Raw genomic sequence first — 20,743 nt, 5'->3', positions numbered from 1 at the left:
GTTAGCCCTCCACTCTCATAGAAGAGGAGAATTCCAATAAGAGGAGAAATCCAATTAAGAAGAGAAGTCGAAGTGAGTATGCTTTTCGGAAAAACACCCGGCATTTTCATGGCAGCTGATAAGTAAGAAACAACAGAACCTACCCAGGAAGAAACGGCAGAAACTATCTAATAAGAAACAGCCTCTTTGTAAAGAGGCTGTTTCTTTTGTCCTATATAAAATAGTTCCAGAGAAACAATTTACTTTGAATATATGTCGAATTCAATAAAATTACTATCAACATTTTGTCTTTTTTTGTCGATAAAGTAGATATCTATTTTTAGCGTACGCCGCTATATGAGGGGGAGCATGATGTTAAAAAGCAAGGCAAAACAGACACGAGGCATACTCGGCAAAATCAATCTAACCGGGTTATTCGCGAAGATCATGCTGATATCGGTTGCTTGTATGACTATTCCAATGCTAATCGCGCTGTGGTTTGCAAGCAGCTCATCGGCCGATTCGCTTGAAGCCGAAGCAAGGGAGTCCATGACGAACATCGTTTCGGAGAAGGTGAACCAGATGGATCTGGCGTTCACCAATTTATCGTTAAGTTCTTCGACGATGGCGAACAATCCTTTTTTGGTCAACACCTTCAAGGAAATTAAGAAAACCGGCAACCCAAAATCGGAAAACGCGGCCACGACATCCGCTTATCTGGGCAAGCTCATCACGGATGCGAACGGCTTGTACGAAAATATTTATGCCGCGTACAACAGCGCGATCGTATCGGACGGCATCGGCGGACAATCCGTCGGCATCGATATCGGCGTGGCCGATCTCGACAAGTCCCTCCTGGAAGGGATGAAGAAAGGTCCCGTCCTGTACGGACCGGTCGAGTCTCCCGTAACCGGAGGGCCGATTATGGCGCTGCTGGCGCATATTCCGGACGGAAGTACGGATGCGATGCCATCCATCGTAGGGACGGCGGTTGATCTGACCAAGCTGTCGGCGAATATTGTCAAGTCCACGGAGAAGGGCAACGTCAAGACGTTTATGATCAATGCGGCAGGGGTTCTCGTCGCTTCGGAAAACGGCAAAGAAGTGCTGAAATACGATATGACCAAAGCGGAAGGAGACGTGCCTGCCTTTTTTAAGGAAGTCAGCGCGAACAAGAAAGGGATCGGGTATTTCACGCTGAACGGTCAGCAGCAAATCGCTTCTTACGCTAAATCGTCTCTGCAGGATATGTTCATTATTTCCTTCAAGCCGGTCGATGAGTACATGCATAATGTTACGGCCCTGAAAAAAGGTCTGGTCATCGTCATCATCGGCAGTATTCTCGTGTTTGCGGCCATTCTCGTGCTGCTTTCGTACCGGATTACGACGCCGATTAAAGTGGCGACCGGGCACTTGAAAGTGATCGCGGGCGGTGACTTCTCGCATCCGGTTCCGCAGAAATATATGAAGTCCAAGGATGAGACGGGCGTTTTGATGCAGTCCATGCACACGATGCAGGCCTCGATCAGCGATACGATCCGCACGGTTGTGGAAGAGTCGGATAAGCTCGGCAGTTCGGTAACGGCGGTGAGCAGCCATTTGACGGATCTGAACGGACAAATTCAGAACGTGTCCGGCACGACGCAGCAAATGGCCGCCGCCATGGAAGAAACGGCCGCATCGACGGAAGAAATGAACCATTCGTCCTCGAGCATCCGCCAGTCCGTCGACCGGATTGCGGACAAAGCGAAGCAAGGCGAAGAGGCTTCGAAGGAAGTCAGCAAACGGGCGGAGGATTTGCGCGAAACCGCGGTCGCATCGTCCGAGCGGGCGGTTGAGATCGGCCGGCAAATGCGGGAGAGCCTGGAGAGCGCCATCGAGCAGGCCAAAGCCGTCGAGCAGATTCAGGTACTGGCGAACTCCATTCTGGAGATTACGGCTCAAACCAATCTTCTGGCCCTGAACGCCAATATCGAGGCGGCGAGAGCAGGGGAGGCGGGCAGAGGCTTTGCCGTTGTGGCAGGGGAAATCCGCAAACTGGCCGAGGTATCCGGACACTCCGCGAACAAAATTCGCGAAGTCGTCCAAATCGTCACCTCTTCGGTGCAGAATTTGAAGGCGAACTCCGAAAGCATGCTCACCTTTATCGATACGACCGTTATCAACGATTACAACGCGATGGTCGAAACGGGCCAGCAGTACTACCAGGACGCGGAATTTTACGAAAAATTGCTGGGCGACTTCAACGCGACCGCGCATGAACTGAGCCGGGCGATCGAGGATATGGCGCTCATGATCAACGAAATATCGATTGCGAACAACGAGTCTGCCGCCGGAACGGGAAGTATTTCGGACCAAGCGAGCGTTGCGATGGACAGTTCGGACAAAGTGCTGAACATCGTGGAAGGAACACGGGAAAGCGCCGAGCAGTTGAAGCAAACGATCGCCAATTTCAAAATATGACGGGTGGGCCGGAACAGCCCCCCGCACCACACGCAAAGAAGCCTGCCGATCCGGCAGGCTTCTTTGGCGTAGGTCGCCCGGAGGAGCGGGCGGAGGAGGGAGGTATCGGCGGCAAGGACTCGCGGGGTCCCGCCCGGCGTCCCAAGCGTCTGACGTGCCCGGAGACCTCCGGCTGCATAAGACATGGGGATACGGGAACTACCCTGTTCGAAGTCGCTGAGGGAGAAGAGCGGTTCCGGCTGACCCCGGGCATGCACGCCGTATTCTTCCCGGAGGACATTCACCGGCCCGGTCTGAGGAGCGGAGACGGGGAACCTGCTTCTCCGATTCGCAAAGCGGTGTTCAAAATCCGTACAACCTTGTTTGAAGAAGCCTGAACGAAAGACTGCGATGAGCCATCATTGCAGTCTTTTTTTTCGTCTATTTCGTCTAAGGAATGAAAGAATGTTTGGGAGGGAAAAGAAGGAAGCCGCCTCGGGCGGATCGAAAGTAGATACAACCCAATACAGAGAGCAGGTTAACCTGCCGGACTTACGGAGGACAAACGTGTGGACAAAATAGCGATCCTGTCAGACATTCACGGAAACATACCGGCGCTGGAAGCCGTGCTGGAAGATATCCGGCGCAAAGACATCACGAGAATCTTTTGCCTGGGCGACCTGATAGGCAAAGGACCGCATGGCGATAAGGCGGTCGATCTGATCCGCGAGCACTGCGAGGAGGTTGTGAGCGGGAACTGGGACGATTTCATCACCCGGGAAACGGAGATCGAGGATCTGAAGTGGCATCAGAACGTGCTCGGGAAAGAGCGGCTGGAATACTTGGCGGGACTGCCTTTTTCGCTCGAATTTTATATGAGCGGCAAATACGTCCGGCTGTTCCACGCTTCGCCCCGGAGCCTGTACGAGCGCGTACAGCCGTGGGACGAGCTGGAGAAGCGGCTTTCCCTCTTCGAATCGTCGGATAAATGCCGGGAGCAGATTCCCGCCGATATCGTCGGTTACGGCGATATACATAACGCGTATCTCCAGCATTTGTACGGCAAAGTGCTGTTCAATGTCGGAAGCGTCGGAAATCCGCTCGATCTGACCCAGGCTTCCTACGTCGTTCTGGAGGGCAGCTTCGATTCCCCGACGGCGGCCCCTCTTGAAATTCGGTTCGTAAGAGTTCCTTACGATATCGAGCGCTCGGTCAGCCAGGCCGTGGAGTCGGGCATGCCGGCGCTGGATGCTTATATCAAAGAGCTTCGTACCGCGAGATACCGGGGCATCAAAGACTAGAGTAGACGGGGGAACCTATGCTCATGGACGATTATCTTTCGCTGAACGCGGTCGTCTGGCTGTTCCTCGCGGCGTTTATGATTCACGATTTCGAAGAAATCATTTTTGTGGAGTCGTGGATGAACAGAAACTACGCGAGGCTCCGGCCGAGAGTCCCGGGACCGGGACAAAAATTGTTCAAGGACATGTCGAACGTGAAATCTTCGCAGTTTGCCGTGGCCGTGTTTGTTGAATTTATTCTTTTTATCCCGGTTACGTATTTGGCGGCCGAGAGGGGAATTTGGGCCTTGTTTATCGGGTTCAATGCGCTCCTGTTCGTGCATGTATTTACCCATCTGGGACAGTCGGTCCTGCTGAGATCTTACACACCGGGTGTGGTGACCGCCGTCGCGGTAAGCCTGCCCTACTCGGTTTATTTGTTTTACAGGCTGCTCCGGGACGGAGCGGCAACTTGGCAGGACCTGCTGACCTGTGCGCCGCTGGGGCTGCTTTTGCTGCCGGTCGTGCTGGCCGGGCATAAGCTCGGGAAGAAGGTCGTGCCGGATTAAGAGCGGGAATACGGCTGCAATTAAGCTGCCGCCATGCCATCGCAAATGAATGCCGGATCGAATAGGAGGAACGAAAATGAACAGTCCCATCCAAAATAAGATTCTCACCGTCTTTATCCCGGTAAGCGATATTGAACAAGCGGCGAGCTGGTACTGCAAGATACTGGGCCTCCCCGCGGACGGCGAGGTGCTGTTCGGCCACTTGTATATCCTGCCGATGCAGGGGGCGGGAATTGTGCTCGACAGTAAAATCTACTCGCCGGAGACGGTATTTAAAGCGCCGGTGGTCCAGTTCGCAACAGACGATATCGAGCAGTCCTATGCATACATGAAAAGCCTTGGCGTCCGGCTGGTCTCCGACATCGAGCACGGGCACTGGTTCAATTTTACGGACCCGGACGGGAATCTCCTTATGGTCTGCAAATAAGATTTACCAAAAAAACGATTTCGTTCTGCAAATCCGCCGGTTATAGGCGGGGAAGATTAAGGAGAACCGTGACATGAAGAGATGGTCTGGAATCAGGAAAGCGAAAGTGGCGGACGTGTTGTTGGTGCTGACATTTTTGAGCTCTCCTTTTTTGTTTAGAGGACGGTTCGGGATGATGCTTTTTTGCGCCGCAGTCGTCCTTCTCCTGATAATCAGGAGGATTGATTTTAGCAAGCGCGTGAGGCTGCGAAAAACGCTGTGGGCGGGCTCGCTGCTGATCGCCCTTTCTTTTGCGGTCGTGGAATCGTTCGTGCTCTCGCAAATGGGCGCCGACGAAGCCGGAACTTCGGGAGCGGATACCGTCGTTATATTGGGATCGGGCCTGAAAGGATTCGAGGTATCGCTCACGCTTCAGCAGAGACTGGATGCGGCGCTCGCTTACGTTTCCGGGAAGAAGGACATCACCGTGGTCGTATCGGGCGGTCAAGGCCCGGGCGAGAATGTGCCGGAAGCGGTGGCTATGAGGGACTACCTGGTGAAGAAAGGAATCGCGGAGAACCGGATTCTTCTCGAAAGCAGATCGACAAGCACCCGCGAGAATTTGAGGTTTACCAAAGCCGTTTTGAAAGAAAAGGGCATCCACGATCCGCAGATCCTCATTGTCACAAGCGACTATCACATGTACCGGGCCAAGCTGCTGGCGAAACGGGAAGGCTATGAAGCGTACGGCCTTTCGAGCCCGTCACCGGCGCATCTCAAACCGATTAATATGATCCGGGAATACTTCGCGATGATCAAGACATGGGTAAGTTGATTCGGGGAAAGGAGGCGGGATAACAGGTGTTCGAAGTCAAAACAAAGAAGCTCGGTTCACGGCTGGATGAACGTATAGTTGATACGAAACCTTTGTTAAAGTCGATGAAATTCATCGTTGTCACGGAAAAAGGGAATCTTTATACGCTGGATACCGTATCGGATTCCATTGAACGGATTTGTTCCGTCCAGTGCCCGGAAATAAATTTCGAAGAACGCGTGACACTTGCGGTTTCCGTTCAAGAGGAATTCATTTCAGTCGTCAATACTTATGGGAAAAACGGAGTAATTGTGGATATCGCACAAAAAAAGGTCCTCCGTCCGTTCGAGAGAGACGACTATCATTACGAACAGTCCATATTTCCCGCGGTTTTTCTGGAAGACAACAATCGCACCCTGTTTGTGCATGGTACAAAATGGAATCGGCTGGACATTACGGACATGCATAGCGGAGAATCTGTAGTCCCCAGACCGGATCCTTATTCTGTTACCGATGAAGACGGCTCTAGTGAAGCGGAGCATCTTCTGGATTATTTTCATGGACAGCTGCTCGTATCTCCTGAGGGCGACTGGATAGCGGATAACGGCTGGATATGGCATCCTACCGGTTCCGTTACCGCGTGGAACGTTAAGAAATGGTTAACGGAAAATGTTTGGGAATCCGAGGACGGGGAAAGCAGAACGACGCTTTGGTGGGGCAAATATGACTGGAACGAGCCTATTTGCTGGATTGGAAAAACAAAAATCGGAATCATCGGGCGTTACGATCCCGACCTGTTGGCGGGAGAGGAAGAAACGCCCCTTTCCGAGGATTTTTTCATAAGAATCCTGGATGTCCGTGACGGGAAGGAGTCGATTTCCTTTAAGATTGCCTTCGGCGATCTGTATTATGATGACTATCTGTACTGCACATCCGCTGAGAGCGGCTTCAGAATTTACGATTCCGGAACGGGAGAGGAATTGTACGCCAATTCGGGCTTATCCGCATCGGCCTATCATCCCGGGGTCAGACAATTTCTGAGTTTGATCGACCGGGAAATCACCGTTTTTACGGTTACGGAACATTCTCAATAACACTTACGGAGGCGCCAACGAAATGACCTTAACGGGAATAACCCCTATTTTGCGCATATTCGATGAAAAGAAAGCCAAACAATTTTATGTGGAGTTTCTGGAGTTCACGCTGGATTGGGAACAGCGCTTCGAGCCCGGCATGCCTTTGTACATGCAGATTTCCCGGGATGAAATCGTTCTTCAACTCAGCGAGCATTACGGAGATTGCAGCCCCGGAGCGGCGCTCCGGATTGCGGTTTCCGGCGTAGAAGATCTGCAGAAGGCGCTGATCGGCAAAAATTATCCCTACGCTAGGCCCGGGATCGAACTGACGCCCTGGAAAACAAAAGAATGCACGGTAACCGACCCCTTCGGGAATAAACTGATTTTCTTCGAATAAGCAAACAGGGTGCATATTAAAAAATGTCCGGTTGCAGACCGGTCTTTTTTCGGTTAGTATTTTACTTACCGGTAGGTAAAATACTAAGCTGGAGGATTTTATTATGATGGTCGTTAAAAAAGAAGCGCGAGTTTCCGGGCTGGATTTGGCCCGGGCTTTATCCATCTTCGGGATGATCGTGGTGAACTACAAGATCGCGATGATGGCGGATGGAAGCGGGCCCTCGTGGCTGGCCGGATTCGCCGGTTTGTTCGAGGGGAGAGCCTCCGCGGTATTTGTCGTGCTGGCGGGGATCGGCATTTCCCTCATGACCCGCAGAGCCCGGCGGGGTGACAAGCCCGAGCTGGCGAAGCAGAAACTCGTCCTCCGCAAAAGGTCGGCGTACCTGCTTGCGCTTGGACTGTTTCTGCTCGCATTGGGATGGACGGCGGATATTTTGCACTACTATGCCTTGTTTTTGTTTGCGGCTTCATTCCTGATCCGTTCATCTGACCGCTTCCTTGCGGGTGCGGCCGTTACCGCCGTATTGGCGGGTCAATGCGCACAGCTCGCGCTGGATTATGGGGCGGGTTGGGATGCCTCTTTTCATGCTTACACGGATTTTTGGACGGTCGGCGGCTTTATCCGGAATCTGTTCTTTAACGGGTTCCATCCCGCGCTTCCGTGGTTTTCTTTTTTTGTGACGGGGATGTTGATCGGCCGTCTGGACCTTACCGATCCGTCTGTGCGTATCAAGCGGGTGACCGCCTCTCTGATCGTGTTCGCTTTGAGCGAACTGATCTCACGGCTTGCCCTAAAGCTGAGCTCTTCCGCGATTGGAGAAGAGGGAGCACGCTATCTTTTTGAGACGAAGCCTATGCCGCCCAATTTGCTCTATATGGTTTCCGCGACGAGCACGGCCGTGCTGGTTATCTTCGCGTGCATCTACGTGACGGAGAAAGCGCCCGGACAGCGTATGCTCACCGCTCTTGTCCGAACGGGGCAAATGGCGCTGAGCCACTATATTTTGCACGTCATTGCGGGCCTTGGTCTTCTGGAGGCGCTGGGGGTGCTGGAAAACGGCTCCCTGCCTTTCTCCGTCGCGTATTCTATCGGTTATTTTGCCGCTGCGGTCGGGGCGACTCTTCTTTGGAGACGCAAATTTAGCAGAGGGCCGCTGGAAGCCTTGATGAGAAAGCTGTAAGCGTAGAACGGACCTTGTATTAGACGAAGGGTGGAATCGAATGTATAATTGTGGAAAAAGGATTCGGGGAGATGAGCAGGAATGAGTATGTATATCCAGCCGAATTTAGCGACATGCGCGTTATTGACGATCGACACGCAGAACGATTTCAGCCTGCCCGGCGCCCCCGCCGAGATTCCGGGTACGAGCGAGGTGCTGCCCGTTATGGGCCGCCTCCTCGAACAATGCCGGGCCCATGGCATCCCGGTTATCCACGTGATCCGGATTTACGAACGGGACGGCTCCAATGCGGATCTGTGCCGCAAAGAAATGATCGAGGCGGGAGCGGCTATCGCAGCGCCCGGGACTTGGGGCGCGGATCTCGCGGATGCGATAAAACCGCCCCATGCGGAGGAGCTGCGGTTCGAGGCGCTGCTCGGCGGAGAGATCCAGGCGATCGGTGAGCGGGAGTGGGTTCTATACAAACCCCGCTGGGGAGCTTTTTACAACACGAAATTGGAAAATTTCCTGAAAGAGCGGGGCATCGACACCCTTATTTTTACGGGCTGTAATTTCCCGAACTGTCCCAGGACGAGCATGTACGAGGCGAGCGAGCGCGACTTTAAAGCGATCATGGTGGAAGATGCCGTTTCCGGCGTGTACGAGAAGGGGAAGGAAGAAATCGGAAATATCGGAATTTCGATTTATGATTCGGCTTCTTTAATCAGGGACATCGGCCAAACTTTCGCGCAAATTGCGGACCGTCCGTCGTCTGATCGGGCATCCTCTTCCGCTTCCTGAAAAGGCTCGGTTTTCGATGAATCCGGGGTGCGTTCTTCCTGGTCCGGCGGGTCAGTTTCCTTGAATACATAACGGTAAGAGATGGCGAGCTTCAGGGCCATCTGCACGGATTTTTAGAAGAAATAATTCTGTTTTATATATATTAATCTGAGTTTTTTCCATGAGGAGGTATAGGAATGAAAATCGCATTTGTCGTGTTTGACGGAATCACGTTTCTGGATTTTATCGGCTTCTACGATGTCGTCAACCGGCTCCGCCTGTTCGACAAGACGAAAGGAACGACATGGGATATTTGTGCGCTTGCGCCAGAGGTAAAGGACGAGCAGGGCTTGACGATCCGTGCCGGCAAAATAAAACCGGACCTGTCGGAGTATGACCTGCTGTTTGTTCCGGGCGGTCTCGGGACGAGAAAGCTCAGGTTTCAGAAGGAGTTCGTGGACTGGCTGAGTCAGGCGATAGAAGTCAAACACGTGGTTTCGGTATGCACGGGTTCGCTTTTGCTCGGGGCGGCCGGATTTCTGAAGAACCGGAAAGCAACCACGCATCCGAAAGCTTATGAGCTGCTGGAACCGTATTGCAAGGAAGTGGTCCGGGCCAGAATCGTCAAGGACGGCCATGTCGTCACGGGCGGAGGGGTATCGGCTTCCATTGATTTAGGACTCTATGTGGTCGAAATGCTCGCCGGGCGGGAAGCTGCGGACCAAGTGAAGGAACAGATCGACTACCCGTATCAGCAAAGCGGAATGGTCGAGGTTTAAGAACACGCTGTTTAAAGACCTGTTTTAGACATCTGAATTTACAATTTTGTTAAAAATAAACAGTTGTATTGTGCTACACTTATTTCTGGATCGTTTTAAGGAAGGGGTCACTCCTTTCAGAAAACCAAGGAGAAGGAGAGAAAATGATGAAAAAGAAGTACATGACCCTATTGGGTGCATGCGGATTAGCCGCCGTGTTGGGGGCGACCAGTTATGCCTCCGGCGGAGTGGAGAAAATCGAAGCCTATCTGAATCCTGCTATCAAGATTACGCTCAACAATGAAGCCTGGACCCCGAAAAACGGGGAAGGGAGTGAGCTGGCCCCGGTCATTATCGACGGGACTTCCTACGTTCCGGCCAAAGCGGTCGTGGAGGCGATGGGCGGACAAGTCCAGTGGAATAATGATGCGAAAACGATCGCGATCACATCCGTTCCCGGCAAAGACGTCCCTGTTTCCCCTCCGCAATCCGGCGAGTCTGACAGAGACAAGCAGATCGCGCAAAAAATTGCCGAGATCAAAGAGAAATTGAAGCCAGGCTTGTCTCGGGAAGAAGTGGCGGCCCGGCTCCAAGTAAAACTTGAAAATGCCACTGATAACGGAGATGTTGAAAACGGCAGCGATTCTTTTTCGAAAGTTGACTATTTCAAAGAGGCCGGATACGAGCGTCCCGAGGGGACTCCGGACCACGTAATCGATTACGAAGGCTTGAACAACAAAAAGGTCGGAGCGAGTTTATTTATCGGCTGGAAAAACGATAAGCTGCACTTTTATTCCATCTCCTACGTGAACCCGGCCGATAAGAAGGTACATTTATTTGTGGTGGGTCTGGACGGGACATCGGAAGACAGTCCTGCCACAAACTAAAAAAGCTCGGCAGGCTCCGCAGGCTATAGAGGACTACCGTTATGCGCGATCACATCCCGCACTTGAAGCCGCAGTCGGTATCAATAGATAAAAAAGGAAGTTCTTACTCTGTAACATTAAAGGTGGAGGAAGTCCAATAAAACCAATAGCAATAAGCAATTGAATACAAGGGTAGACGTTATAAAAAAGGATGAGTCATGTAAAAGGGATATCCCCTTATGCGTGGTACTCATCCTCTTTTGTTTTATAAAGAAATGAGTGAATTATAACGTGATCTCATTGATGTAACAAGTGATTAAGCTTTCTAAGGATATGGAGGGTAAGTCCGCTATCGATGCGCTGGTGAAAGAGGGCTAGCAAATAGACTTAGACTGGCATGCCAACTGCAGTTGGCCGTCGTTGCCGTCGTGCCGAACCGGCGCTTCCTGAAGAACAACCAGGAGCGGGCTGCAGCTTCGCTGCGCAGCTCGAAGCCGCGTAAGCGTCAAATAGCCCCCGCCTATTTGACGCTTACCTCTAAGGAGTTTTGGACAAATAAAGAGATTCCAACATTTGTATCTCTGAAAAAAACCCACAACTTACGTTGTGAGTTTTTTTATTTTGAAAGAAGAATAAAGATGGTATTGAAGAAATAGAGATAAATGGTGTTATTTTACAAATGGTAAAAAGTGGAATGAAATCGTGTTCTATTAGTCTGAAATTTATTTAATACATACCAAGATGGATATGCCGGCATTTAAATGCTGGCTATGCATAAATTTAATTTATTTTGGGAGGGATTTGATGAGAAAACTTAAGAAGTCACTTCAGATTTTATCTCTAATGGTGGTAACAGCAACAACAGTTGTAGTACCTGTCTCGCCATCTGGGGTACTAGCCCAAACTTCAGAGGCAGCCGTCACACAGCAAAGTAATCTTGTTGTTCAGCGAAATTTTGAAGTAAAAGCCCTTGGAGATATATGGGCGGAAGGCGAGCGGGAGCGTAGAGCGAAGGGGTATGCGGATGGTCGAAAAATATTTCAGCCAACAGGTTTATATGCAAAAGCCAATGAACAAATTGAGATTGAAGTCTCAGGCGATAAACCAATTACAGCGATTATTGGGACACATCGTCATGATAAAGAGTGGGCGATCAGCTATCCATTAAAAGCGGGTAAAAACACGATTTCCTCACCAAATGGCGGTTTGTTGTCTTTTGATAACAGCAACAATGAAGGTAGTATTCAGATAAATGTAGTGAGCGGGGGCAGTCCTGTTCCGTTCTTTGTATTAGGCAAGAACACAAAAGCGGATTGGCAGGCAATGATGAGTGCTTATCCTAATGCACCTTCTGTTGTTCTTCAATCAGAAAAAGCTCTCTTAGTCTTCACATATGCTTCTGCTAGAGACCATATCTTGAATCAAGACCCGGTTCCTGTTTTACAGACTTATGATAAGTTTATTGCAGCACAGGATAAAATTTCGGGATTATCAGATTCTGATTCTGATCCTAGACATCATTTAGACAAACATTTGATTGGCTTTATTGAATCACCATTTGACACAGGATCGTATTATGCAATAGCAACTTGGGATGGGGCGATTATGCCTACAAGGAATGGAGCCAATGCGGATGCCTTAAACCTTACAAGAATGGGGTGGGGGCAGTATCATGAGGCAGGTCATTTGAGACAACAAGGGCCTTGGAATTGGGCTGATGTGTTTGAAGTGACAGTAAATATTTATACTCTAGCTGCTAAGAAGGTGCTTAAACCTGCTGAGCCTGTAAGGTCGCAAGGCGAATACTTAGCCGCTTTCTCCTTTGTAGATCAGCCAACCAAGAATTTTAAAGACTCTAATTCAAAATTAGAAATGTTTTGGCAACTTAATCTTGCTTTTGGGGATAACTTCTACCCGGATTTACATCGATTATATCGTGAGTTGGCAAAAACTGAACTGCCAACTACAGATGATCAAAGAATACAGGCATTTATTCTAAACACTTCAAAAGTAGCTCACTATGACTTGACGCCTTTCTTTGATAAATGGGGTTTGCCTGCAACAGATGACACACGAAACAAGATTAAATCATTAAATTTACCTCTTTTAACTGCTCCTATATGGTTTGGGTCAGAGTATAACATCATTAAACCGACTGATGGAATGGATAAGGTAAAAGGTATTGGGGGTATCATTGCGGCAACAACGAACAGCCAAGAGACTTCAGGTGAAAATAATGCGGCAGCATATGCATTTGACGGAAATACAAATACTTTGTGGCACAGCGAATGGAGTAAACCCAATCAGTTTCCTTACAACATTACAGCAAAGTACTTAAATCCCTCAACATTCACCAAACTAACCTATCTACCACGACAAACTCAAGAAAATGGCATTATTACAAAATATAGAATCCTAACTAGTCTTGATGGGGTATCCTTCACTGAGGTTGCCACAGGCACTTGGGCAAAAGATAAAACAGAGAAGACAGTAACTTTCCCGCCTACGCTTGCTAAATATGTTCGACTTGAAGTACCTCAAGGTGGCGGGACAAATGGTTTTGCATCTGCAAGTGAAATTAAAATCTTTGAAACAGAGCAACCTGTTACAACGTATCTCAGCGATATAAATTGGTTTTCTGCCACAATAGGTTGGGGAACCATCCGAAAAGATCGTAGTGTTGATGGAAATACACTTAAGTTAAATGACAAGGCCTATACAAAAGGTTTGGGCACACATGCTAACAGTGAAATTGTCTACAAACTGGATGGAAAGTACACATCCTTTGCCGCGCTAGTTGGGGTAGATAGTGAGGTAGGTTCTGTAGCTGCAGTGGAGTTCCAAGTTCTTGTAGACAATCAAGTTGTATTCTCTAGCGGTAAAATGAATAAAACTACAGAGGCAAAAGAGGTAAACGTTAATCTTTCCGGAAAGAATGAGCTAAAACTTAAAGTAACAGATGGTGGAGATGGTATTGATAGTGACCATGCCGATTGGGTAAATGCTCGTCTTATCAAATAGTATAGTAAAGTTAAAGCGCGTTAAAAAGAGAGGGGTCATTCCCTCTCTTTAGTTTTAGGAATGATTGACAAATTGACCGCTGGGGCGGTATAAATTCTAAAGAATTGATAAATTGTAGGGCCAAATCGTATCCCGATTTTTGAAACTGGTTTAGAATGGGATAGAATTCCATTAAGCCCTGCATATAGGGTGTACATAAGGTGAGAACATTGAAAAAAACGGTTATTTTTATCGTCGCTATTGTGGTCGTTATGGCTACATCCGCTTCGGCTTACGCGCATCCCGGAAGATTAGACAAAAACGGGGGCCACAACTGCTCCGCGAAATCTAAACAAAAAGGGTTATGCAGCGGGTACCATTACCACAAAAAGAAATAGCAGGCCCATTTGCGTAGAAACTTAACCGGTTTCCATGAAGGCCAATCCCCCATTAAGTAAGCAACGAAAAGAAACAAAACAAGCCGGCACCGTATCGGGGCCGGCTTGTTTTGTTAGACTGCCGAGACTTCACGTAAAACCGCCTATAGGGTATTATTGGAATGCAATTAAATTTTACATATATCAGGATATTACTTCATTGTGTATAATTATCCGTTTATGGATTGGGAATTTCTCGGAAAATATCACAAAAGCGCCTGGAACTTTGTAAAAACGTTTCTCGACAGCCTGAAAAGCCTCAAATGGAGAGCCTCCAGTATTATTGCCCGAGTCTAATGTTAATTTATATTCACAAGAGGAATTCATATAGATGGAAGCTTCGCCAGCTGAATTTGGAAGTGTGATACCGTGATAAAGAGATAGTCCGGGAAGGAGATGACCCATGGATAACGAACAGAGTCTTGAACTTCGCCGCAGAGATGCATTTTCTCCGCTGAATCAATATGTCCTCGAAGTAAAGGAGAAGATTGAGGCTTCGGCGGCCGCCGTCTATATTCTGCATAGCGGAACCGTCGTTAACGAATGGTACTCGGGCACACACGGCTTCTCTCCAGGCAGTCGTGCGGTCGGGGCGGATTCCCGATTTAACGTCGCTTCGGTAAGAAAAACCTACCTGGGCTTCGCCGTCTCTCTGGCCATTTACGAGGGACGGATCGGCGGCCTGGATGATCCGGTTTCGGACTATATGGCCGATCCGGACGGCGCCTTGCTGGCAGGCACGACGATCCGGCATCTGCTCACCCACACGCACGGTCTTGCGAGTCCGCAAAAGCGGATATTTCCTCCCGGAGCGGACTGGGCTTACAACAATGTGGGCGTTAACCTGCTGATCCGCATGATCGGAGAAGTGTTCGGAAAGCCTCTTGCACAGCTATTGAACGAAAAGGTATTCCGTCCCGGCGGATTTACGGAAACGGGCTGGCGCAAACACAAAACGGACGGGCTCGTTTGGCTGAATGAAGCTTATTCAAGCGATGAAGGCACAGACATAAACATGTTCGTCAGCGCCAGAGAGCTTGCTTTCTGGGGACAGCTTCATCTGTCCAAAGGCATGTGGAACGAGATGCAGCTGGTCCCTCGTCCGGTATGGGAGCAGACCGCCGAAATCATCAGTCCGGAAGGGCTCGGGGAAGCTCTGCCGAGAAACGGATTTTTCTGGTTCGTGCAGGACCGGCCGCGATCCTTGACGGAACTGGGTCAAGAGCTTCCTGTCGGTTCTTATCAATCTCTCGGAAGTACGGGCTGCGCCTGTCTTGTTATTCCCGAGAAGGAAGCCGTTGCGGTTCGGATGTATAACCAGACAGGACCGAATCCCGGCGGCTACAATTACCTGGATGACATTCGAACGTTCGGTAACACCGTATATGACTGCCTGAATGGTATCGGCCTGCAGGCAGATCGGTCTCCGTAAATTTTAATCCGCTTCCGCCCAGTCCCCGGCATCCGTCCCGGCATACAGTATAGGAGCCTACTTAAGGAAGAGGAGTGAAAGCAGCATGGGATTTTTCTTCCCTCAAGGATCGTTTACACAGCCGCAAGGAAGTCAGGGGACTCAAGACGGCCAGAGATCGTTCGGCACGATGGGGCCGTTCTTTCCGTCACCGGGAGGCGGACCGGGCCAAGGGCCGTTCTTCCCGTTTCCGGGACAACAGGGACCGGGCACGCCTCCTCCGGGGCCTCCGGGATTCCCGGGGGGCAGCCCCGGCCAGCAGGCGCCGACGGCGCCCCCGCCGCAGTTCGAGCCGCAGGTGGCTCCCTTTGCGGTTGACCCGGGCGGCATCGTCGGCTGTCTGTTCCGCAATACGTTCATCTGGTTGAATGACGGCACGCGGTTCTGGTACTTCCCGACTTTTGTCGGCCGCACTTCGGTGGCCGGCTTCCGGTGGACGGGGTTCAGTTGGGTCTATTTCGGAATCGATCTGCGGCGGATCAGCTCGTACACTTGTTTCTAAAACTAAGCGGGTCGCTCATACGGTAGGTATCATTAGGAAGGATATGTGGACTTTTACCGGTTCGGATATCCTCTTTTTTTATGACCCGGAAAGAGGAAGGCGAATGTGCACATCGAAGGTATATAAGGTATATATGGAAGGGACATACAGAAGAACCGATGGAAAGGGAGAACATTCATGAATGAAAAGGTCCCGCTGTCCGCTATTCTGGCCGCTTACCCGGTCCGTGAACCGTCCGTACGGTTTATCCGGCACAACGAAAACATGACCTACCGGGTAACGGACGGCACCACGGGACAATCTTACCTGCTCCGGATACATAAACCGGTTACGGACAAGCTGCACGGACTGCAGCATTCCCGGGAAGGGCTGCATGCGGAAATGCAGTGGCTGGCGGATCTTGGCGCCGCTACGGGAATGCGGGTGCAGAAACCGGTCGCAAGCCATGCGGGCGAGTGGGTAACGTCTGTGAACCTTGGTGCGGAATCCGGAGCCCAATCCGGCGTCTTTTGTACCCTCCTCGAATGGATCGAAGGCCGGGATGTCGGGCATGGAGAGTCATTTTCGCGGGAGATGGTGGAAGGGCTCGGCCGGCAGCTCGGTATCATGCACCGATTTTCGCAAACATACGCCGGGGCTGCCGAATTGAGGAGACCCCGCTACGCGGGTGTGGAACAGAATGAGGAGATGCTTGCACGAATCCGGTCGGGGCTGTCCATGGACCTTTTCAGGGAAGAGGACCTTGAGATCGTCGGACGGACGTTTACGCGCATAGCGGACAAGCTTGAACGGCACAGCCGGTCCGGGAGTTCTTGGGGACTGATTCACGCCGATATCAATAAAGGCAACCTGATCGTGACGGAGCAGGGCTTTTCGCTCATTGATTTCTGCCTGTTCGGGCACGGGTATTACGGGTATGATCTGGCGGGCTGCGCGCTCACCATGAAAACCGAGTTGAGGGATTCGTTGCTGGAGGGTTACTCGCTTGTCCGGCCCGGCGCCGTTACGGAGCGGCTCGATCTGTTGGAGGGGTTTATGCTTCTGTCGATTTTCGGTTTTTATTCGTTTCACTTACATAATCCCGACAAGCATCCGTGGATGAAAGAGAGGATGCCTGCTTTTTGCAAAAATTACTGCGTTCCTTTTCTTGAGGACCGTAGCCTTTTTTATACGTTGTAGAAGGGACGGAAACACGCATGAATCACGTCAAAATATACGGCCGAAGGCCGCAAGGAGGTTCACGACTATGACACATGGAGTGACGATTCATGAACTGGAATCGATGGAGGCGGGCGTTCTGAACGATTTGACCGAGCTGCTGATCCGGGTAGTGGAGGATGGAGCTTCGATCGGATTTTTGCCGCCGTTGAGCTGGGATGACGCGAACACTTACTGGAAAAAAGTGATAGAACCCGGCGTATTGGCCTGGAACGCCGTATGCGACGGCAAAATTGTCGGGACCGTCCAGCTACACTTGGCGATGAAAAGAAATGCCGCACACCGGGCGGAAGTCGTCAAGCTGATGGTTCATCCCGAATACCGCAGAAAGGGCGTCGCTCATATGCTGATGCAGGCTTTGGAGAAAACGGCGGCGGAGGAGGGAAGGTCGCTTCTGGTGCTGGATACCCGTGAAGGAGACGCGTCCAACAAGCTGTACAAGTCATTCGGGTATGTGGAGGCGGGCCGCATCCCGCATTTCGCCAAATCGTCCGACGGGAGCCTGCACACGACGATCTTTTATTACAAGCTGATCTAGGAGAACGTACATGACCGAATATGATGCTTTTGTAACAAACAGCGGGGACGTGGTGTACAGACAAGCGGTTGTCTCCGATGCTCCCGGCATGGCCCGGCTGTCCGCTCAGCTTGGCTATCCCGCCGGCGAAAACCGGCTTGCGGAGAGGCTCGGACACATCCTGGCTCTGCCCGATCACGTCATCCTCACGGCGGAATACGATGGAGAGGTCATCGGCTGGATTCACGCCCATGCCCGCTGCCTGCTGGAATCCGAGCCCTTCGCCGAAATCGCGGGATTAATCGTGGACCGGAAATTCCGGGGACAGGGAATCGGGCGGTCACTCGTAAAACGATGCGGGGAATGGACAAGCTCCGCCGCACTAGGCCGGCTGCGCGTCAGGATGAACGTAAACCGGCAGGACACGGTTTCGTTTTACGAGCAGATGGGATTCGAGCCGGTCAAAACCCAGCGCGTTTTCGATAAAAGCATCCGGCCCCGGCTTAAATAGCCGGCTTGTTCAAACCACAACCGGGAGGAAGAGGACCATGACTAAGCTGGAAGAAGCCATCCGGCTGAGAGAAGCGGGGCGGCATGCGGAAGCACAGACTTTGCTGCTGGGTCTTGTCCGGGAAGAGCCGCTCGTTCCATCCAATTGGTACCAGTGCGCCTGGATTCATGACGCCATGGGACTGGAAAAGGAAGCCGCGCCTTTTTATGCGAAGGCGCTGGAGCTTGGCCTCGCGGACGAAGAGAGACGGGGCGCCTGGCTCGGTCTCGGCAGCACTTACCGGACGCTGGGCGAGTACGAATCGGCCCGGACGTGCTTTCGTCAGGCAATCCGGGAATACCCGGAAGCCCGGGAATTTCAGGTTTTTTACGCGATGACGCTGTATAACCTGGGGGAACACGCGCAAGCCATGGAGCTTATGCTCCGGCAGTTGGGCGAAACGAGCGGGGACGAAGGAATCGCTTCATATAAAAAAGCCATTCTTTTTTATGCCGACAAATTAGATCGGGTTTGGAAGTGAACCGCAGATTGAAATAGAAAAAGCATACAACGAAAAGGAGTTGGCAGCTTGACGAACAACGTGATCAATACCGTGCTTGTTGTCGTGCTGGCCGTCGTCTCTTTTTTTACCGGGGAAGTCGTCACGTTCATTATGCTCGGGTTTATTCTGATGAGTCTGATCACGATTACGGCCTATCTGCGCAAAATATACGAGACGCTGAACCGCATGGCTTCGGAGAAGGATCGGCCACCCGGTCCACCCGGGCAATAGAAAGGAGAGCTGCTTCACCGGGCCGTTTTGCGGAATTACAGGCGGCAGCGAAACAAATGCCGGAGATTTGCGTACGATCCTAGTACAGGTGAACGGCAGAAAGCTAACAACCCCTGCATCCCTGCGCGGACCTCAGCCGTATGCGTCCGGACTTGATGTTGTGAAAAGGAGCGAAGGGGCCGGATGTTGACAGCTTTGACAATCGTTTTTGTACTCGTGCTTGTTACCGGACTTGTTCTCGCCATGGTGTTCCGTAAGAAGCAAGCTGTGTTTGTAGGCATTATTATAGGAATCTTCCTCATAAACACGCCTGTTTTTTTCGGTATGGTAGCCCTAATGGATCAAGTTCTCAGACAGGAAATAAAAACAGTTATTATGGCACGCGGGGGAGAAGTTCAGGAAATCCGGGAAATTAGCATGGACGATTCCGACAAAACTCCGTTCGCCGCCGAGGCGGGTAAATACAATAAACTTTACCGGGTCACTTACTTAAAAAATGATTTAACTTGGACTGCTTGGTACCGGGGAGTCAACACTATGAATGACATCCATAACCAGTCTCCCGCAGGGAACGGGATGGGATTCGGAGAGAAATGGATTTTTGAAGACGGCGGATTGTAGAGGGAGGGCAGCATGGCATACATCATCAGGGAAGCGGAAGAGCGGGACTGCCTTGCGTTGAGCGGGCTTATGTCGCAGCTGAGCGGCGGGGAAGTCACCGGAGCGGATATGGCAAACCGTCTGGAGTTTGTGGCAATCAGTCCCTTCGATTCTTTGTACGTATATGAGCAAAACAGCCGGGTACGGGCAGCGCTTGGATTCAGAATCCGCGAGAATCTGGAAGAGGTGTCCCGCTACGGGGAAATTTCGGTGATTGTCGTCGACGAAGAGGAAAGAGGCAGAGGAATCGGCCGGATTCTCATGAATTATGCCGAACAGTTGGCCATTCGCCATGAGTGCAAGGGGAGCTGGCTTGTTTCGGGCGTTAAACGGGATAAAGCCCATTCCTTTTACAAGGAATCGGGTTATGAAGTGAACGGCTACCGATTTGTCAAACATTTGACCGGGCCGGAGTAAAAAGGAGTGAGTCCATACTTACAAAACCGCCGCTTGGAGAATATCCGGCGTACTATGAAACTTACGTTAAGCTGGTTCAAGAGGGCAATCTTGCCGAGATTCTAGTCGAACAGCTTCAAACCACGACCGAATTGATGCAGTCCCTTACGGAAGAAACCGGGGACCGCAAGTACTCTCCGGGCAAGTGGAGCATCAAGGAAGTATTGGGCCACGTGGCGGATACGGAACGGATCATGGCCTACCGCATGCTCTGTATCGCGAGAGGGGACCGGACGCCGCTTCCGGGTTATGACGAGAATGAGTATATGGCCGGGGCGTCTTTTGCGGCAAGCGGCCTGTCCGACATTCTCAAGGATTACTCCGCCGTCCGCTGCTCCACGCTGACTTTACTGCGCGGCATTATGGAGGAAGCCTGGCTCCGGACGGGAACGGCCAATAACGGCCTCATATCCGCCAGAGCGCTCGCGGCGATCATAGCCGGACACGAGCGGCATCATATTCACATTATTCAAGAGAGATACCTGAGTATCGTGTAAGCTATCCACGGCAGGTTTACTCCATCGCACGACTGAAGAGGCTTCCGGGCAAAGACCAGACGACTAAACCTAAGACAAGGCAGGTTTTCTCGTCTTTTTTATTCCCGGCAAGCCGGATGGAGGGTACAGGCCGGAGGCGCGGGATGACCCGCTTATTACGACGAACAGAAGGA

At 51.1% G+C, this 20,743-nt stretch carries 24 protein-coding genes; all 24 read left to right on the top strand.

Translation table 11 applies throughout. The features are described from left to right. Positions 1 to 348: 348 nt before the first annotated feature. The 24 genes from HMPREF1207_RS05690 to HMPREF1207_RS05580 all read left to right on the top strand — a co-directional run bounded on the left by HMPREF1207_RS05690 (position 349) and on the right by HMPREF1207_RS05580 (position 20,570). Positions 349 to 2,442, top strand: coding sequence for a methyl-accepting chemotaxis protein (locus HMPREF1207_RS05690; RefSeq protein ID WP_231392015.1), 2,094 nt, complete (start codon positions 349 to 351; stop codon positions 2,440 to 2,442). Further along, on the top strand, positions 2,439 to 2,819 hold the full coding sequence (locus tag HMPREF1207_RS05685; RefSeq protein ID WP_009673298.1) for a YhcH/YjgK/YiaL family protein: 381 nt from the start codon (positions 2,439 to 2,441) through the stop codon (positions 2,817 to 2,819). Before HMPREF1207_RS05690 ends, HMPREF1207_RS05685 begins: the two co-directional genes overlap by 4 nt. Positions 2,820 to 2,990: 171 nt before the next feature. Beyond that, the gene (locus HMPREF1207_RS05680) at positions 2,991 to 3,722 is read left to right on the top strand and encodes a metallophosphoesterase family protein (RefSeq protein ID WP_009673296.1); all 732 of its coding nucleotides are present in this window, start codon (positions 2,991 to 2,993) and stop codon (positions 3,720 to 3,722) included. A 23-nt stretch (positions 3,723 to 3,745) separates the two neighbouring features. Beyond that, positions 3,746 to 4,270 carry an HXXEE domain-containing protein gene (locus tag HMPREF1207_RS05675; RefSeq protein WP_231392014.1) on the top strand — a complete coding sequence of 175 codons (525 nt, stop codon included), beginning with the start codon at positions 3,746 to 3,748 and terminating at the stop codon, positions 4,268 to 4,270. Between the two features lie 76 nt (positions 4,271 to 4,346). Then, positions 4,347 to 4,697, top strand: coding sequence for a VOC family protein (locus HMPREF1207_RS05670; RefSeq protein WP_009673337.1), 351 nt, complete (start codon positions 4,347 to 4,349; stop codon positions 4,695 to 4,697). 73 nt (positions 4,698 to 4,770) lie between these two features. Further along, entirely contained in the window at positions 4,771 to 5,511 is a 741-nt protein-coding gene (locus HMPREF1207_RS05665) for a YdcF family protein (RefSeq protein ID WP_009673343.1), read from the top strand. A gap of 26 nt (positions 5,512 to 5,537) precedes the next feature. Then, a complete protein-coding gene (locus HMPREF1207_RS05660; RefSeq protein ID WP_009673316.1) occupies positions 5,538 to 6,584 on the top strand; it encodes a hypothetical protein in 1,047 nt (348 codons plus the stop codon). A gap of 22 nt (positions 6,585 to 6,606) precedes the next feature. After that, positions 6,607 to 6,963: a glyoxalase superfamily protein gene (locus tag HMPREF1207_RS05655; RefSeq protein WP_009673304.1), complete on the top strand. Its 357-nt coding sequence runs from the start codon at positions 6,607 to 6,609 to the stop codon at positions 6,961 to 6,963. A 103-nt stretch (positions 6,964 to 7,066) separates the two neighbouring features. Beyond that, entirely contained in the window at positions 7,067 to 8,146 is a 1,080-nt protein-coding gene (locus HMPREF1207_RS05650; RefSeq protein ID WP_009673327.1) for a DUF418 domain-containing protein, read from the top strand. A gap of 81 nt (positions 8,147 to 8,227) precedes the next feature. Beyond that, entirely contained in the window at positions 8,228 to 8,926 is a 699-nt protein-coding gene (locus tag HMPREF1207_RS05645; RefSeq protein ID WP_231392013.1) for a cysteine hydrolase family protein, read from the top strand. Between the two features lie 176 nt (positions 8,927 to 9,102). After that, complete coding sequence (locus HMPREF1207_RS05640) at positions 9,103 to 9,684, top strand: DJ-1/PfpI family protein (RefSeq protein ID WP_009673318.1); 582 nt, start codon at positions 9,103 to 9,105, stop codon at positions 9,682 to 9,684. 143 nt (positions 9,685 to 9,827) lie between these two features. Then, entirely contained in the window at positions 9,828 to 10,550 is a 723-nt protein-coding gene (locus HMPREF1207_RS05635; protein WP_009673336.1) for a stalk domain-containing protein, read from the top strand. A gap of 783 nt (positions 10,551 to 11,333) precedes the next feature. After that, positions 11,334 to 13,550 (top strand): NPCBM/NEW2 domain-containing protein, encoded by a 2,217-nt coding sequence (locus tag HMPREF1207_RS05630; RefSeq protein WP_009674058.1) that lies wholly within the window; start codon positions 11,334 to 11,336, stop codon positions 13,548 to 13,550. Positions 13,551 to 13,750: 200 nt separating this feature from the next. Further along, a complete protein-coding gene (locus tag HMPREF1207_RS29120) occupies positions 13,751 to 13,927 on the top strand; it encodes a YHYH domain-containing protein (RefSeq protein WP_231392012.1) in 177 nt (58 codons plus the stop codon). Between the two features lie 442 nt (positions 13,928 to 14,369). Continuing rightward, a complete protein-coding gene (locus HMPREF1207_RS05625) occupies positions 14,370 to 15,398 on the top strand; it encodes a serine hydrolase domain-containing protein (RefSeq protein ID WP_009674020.1) in 1,029 nt (342 codons plus the stop codon). A gap of 85 nt (positions 15,399 to 15,483) precedes the next feature. Next, positions 15,484 to 15,939, top strand: a complete 456-nt coding sequence (locus HMPREF1207_RS05620; protein ID WP_009674041.1) for a hypothetical protein — start codon at positions 15,484 to 15,486, stop codon at positions 15,937 to 15,939. 177 nt (positions 15,940 to 16,116) lie between these two features. Next, complete coding sequence (locus HMPREF1207_RS05615; protein ID WP_009674042.1) at positions 16,117 to 17,118, top strand: phosphotransferase enzyme family protein; 1,002 nt, start codon at positions 16,117 to 16,119, stop codon at positions 17,116 to 17,118. A gap of 67 nt (positions 17,119 to 17,185) precedes the next feature. Then, on the top strand, positions 17,186 to 17,695 hold the full coding sequence (locus HMPREF1207_RS05610; protein WP_009674021.1) for a GNAT family N-acetyltransferase: 510 nt from the start codon (positions 17,186 to 17,188) through the stop codon (positions 17,693 to 17,695). Positions 17,696 to 17,705: 10 nt separating this feature from the next. Continuing rightward, entirely contained in the window at positions 17,706 to 18,185 is a 480-nt protein-coding gene (locus HMPREF1207_RS05605; RefSeq protein ID WP_009674046.1) for a GNAT family N-acetyltransferase, read from the top strand. 37 nt (positions 18,186 to 18,222) lie between these two features. Next, positions 18,223 to 18,705: a tetratricopeptide repeat protein gene (locus tag HMPREF1207_RS05600; protein ID WP_009674024.1), complete on the top strand. Its 483-nt coding sequence runs from the start codon at positions 18,223 to 18,225 to the stop codon at positions 18,703 to 18,705. A gap of 48 nt (positions 18,706 to 18,753) precedes the next feature. Continuing rightward, positions 18,754 to 18,957: a hypothetical protein gene (locus tag HMPREF1207_RS05595; RefSeq protein WP_009674040.1), complete on the top strand. Its 204-nt coding sequence runs from the start codon at positions 18,754 to 18,756 to the stop codon at positions 18,955 to 18,957. Between the two features lie 183 nt (positions 18,958 to 19,140). After that, positions 19,141 to 19,578, top strand: a complete 438-nt coding sequence (locus tag HMPREF1207_RS05590; RefSeq protein ID WP_009674054.1) for a hypothetical protein — start codon at positions 19,141 to 19,143, stop codon at positions 19,576 to 19,578. A gap of 12 nt (positions 19,579 to 19,590) precedes the next feature. Next, complete coding sequence (locus HMPREF1207_RS05585; RefSeq protein WP_009674018.1) at positions 19,591 to 20,034, top strand: GNAT family N-acetyltransferase; 444 nt, start codon at positions 19,591 to 19,593, stop codon at positions 20,032 to 20,034. Further along, positions 20,004 to 20,570 (top strand): DinB family protein, encoded by a 567-nt coding sequence (locus tag HMPREF1207_RS05580; protein WP_331271685.1) that lies wholly within the window; start codon positions 20,004 to 20,006, stop codon positions 20,568 to 20,570. The genes HMPREF1207_RS05585 and HMPREF1207_RS05580 overlap by 31 nt, the downstream gene beginning before the upstream one ends. Positions 20,571 to 20,743 lie beyond the last annotated feature (173 nt).

Source organism: Paenibacillus sp. HGH0039, assembly GCF_000411255.1.
In the GTDB taxonomy this organism is placed as follows: Bacteria; Bacillota; Bacilli; order Paenibacillales; family NBRC-103111; genus Paenibacillus_F.
The sequence above is the reverse complement of the archived record's forward strand: the minus strand, read 5'-3'. Positions and strand labels throughout refer to the sequence as shown.

Coding starts and splice junctions, on each gene's coding strand:
- HMPREF1207_RS05630 (WP_009674058.1), top strand. CDS start 11,334: ATGAGAAAACTTAAGAAGTCACTTCAGATTTTATCTCTAATGGTGGTA.
- HMPREF1207_RS05635 (WP_009673336.1), top strand. CDS start 9,828: ATGATGAAAAAGAAGTACATGACCCTATTGGGTGCATGCGGATTAGCC.
- HMPREF1207_RS05600 (WP_009674024.1), top strand. CDS start 18,223: ATGACTAAGCTGGAAGAAGCCATCCGGCTGAGAGAAGCGGGGCGGCAT.
- HMPREF1207_RS05625 (WP_009674020.1), top strand. CDS start 14,370: ATGGATAACGAACAGAGTCTTGAACTTCGCCGCAGAGATGCATTTTCT.
- HMPREF1207_RS05665 (WP_009673343.1), top strand. CDS start 4,771: ATGAAGAGATGGTCTGGAATCAGGAAAGCGAAAGTGGCGGACGTGTTG.
- HMPREF1207_RS05675 (WP_231392014.1), top strand. CDS start 3,746: ATGGACGATTATCTTTCGCTGAACGCGGTCGTCTGGCTGTTCCTCGCG.
- HMPREF1207_RS05615 (WP_009674042.1), top strand. CDS start 16,117: ATGAATGAAAAGGTCCCGCTGTCCGCTATTCTGGCCGCTTACCCGGTC.
- HMPREF1207_RS05610 (WP_009674021.1), top strand. CDS start 17,186: ATGACACATGGAGTGACGATTCATGAACTGGAATCGATGGAGGCGGGC.
- HMPREF1207_RS05655 (WP_009673304.1), top strand. CDS start 6,607: ATGACCTTAACGGGAATAACCCCTATTTTGCGCATATTCGATGAAAAG.
- HMPREF1207_RS05585 (WP_009674018.1), top strand. CDS start 19,591: ATGGCATACATCATCAGGGAAGCGGAAGAGCGGGACTGCCTTGCGTTG.
- HMPREF1207_RS05645 (WP_231392013.1), top strand. CDS start 8,228: ATGAGTATGTATATCCAGCCGAATTTAGCGACATGCGCGTTATTGACG.
- HMPREF1207_RS05640 (WP_009673318.1), top strand. CDS start 9,103: ATGAAAATCGCATTTGTCGTGTTTGACGGAATCACGTTTCTGGATTTT.
- HMPREF1207_RS05690 (WP_231392015.1), top strand. CDS start 349: ATGATGTTAAAAAGCAAGGCAAAACAGACACGAGGCATACTCGGCAAA.
- HMPREF1207_RS05605 (WP_009674046.1), top strand. CDS start 17,706: ATGACCGAATATGATGCTTTTGTAACAAACAGCGGGGACGTGGTGTAC.
- HMPREF1207_RS05650 (WP_009673327.1), top strand. CDS start 7,067: ATGATGGTCGTTAAAAAAGAAGCGCGAGTTTCCGGGCTGGATTTGGCC.
- HMPREF1207_RS05620 (WP_009674041.1), top strand. CDS start 15,484: ATGGGATTTTTCTTCCCTCAAGGATCGTTTACACAGCCGCAAGGAAGT.
- HMPREF1207_RS05685 (WP_009673298.1), top strand. CDS start 2,439: ATGACGGGTGGGCCGGAACAGCCCCCCGCACCACACGCAAAGAAGCCT.
- HMPREF1207_RS05590 (WP_009674054.1), top strand. CDS start 19,141: ATGTTGACAGCTTTGACAATCGTTTTTGTACTCGTGCTTGTTACCGGA.
- HMPREF1207_RS05670 (WP_009673337.1), top strand. CDS start 4,347: ATGAACAGTCCCATCCAAAATAAGATTCTCACCGTCTTTATCCCGGTA.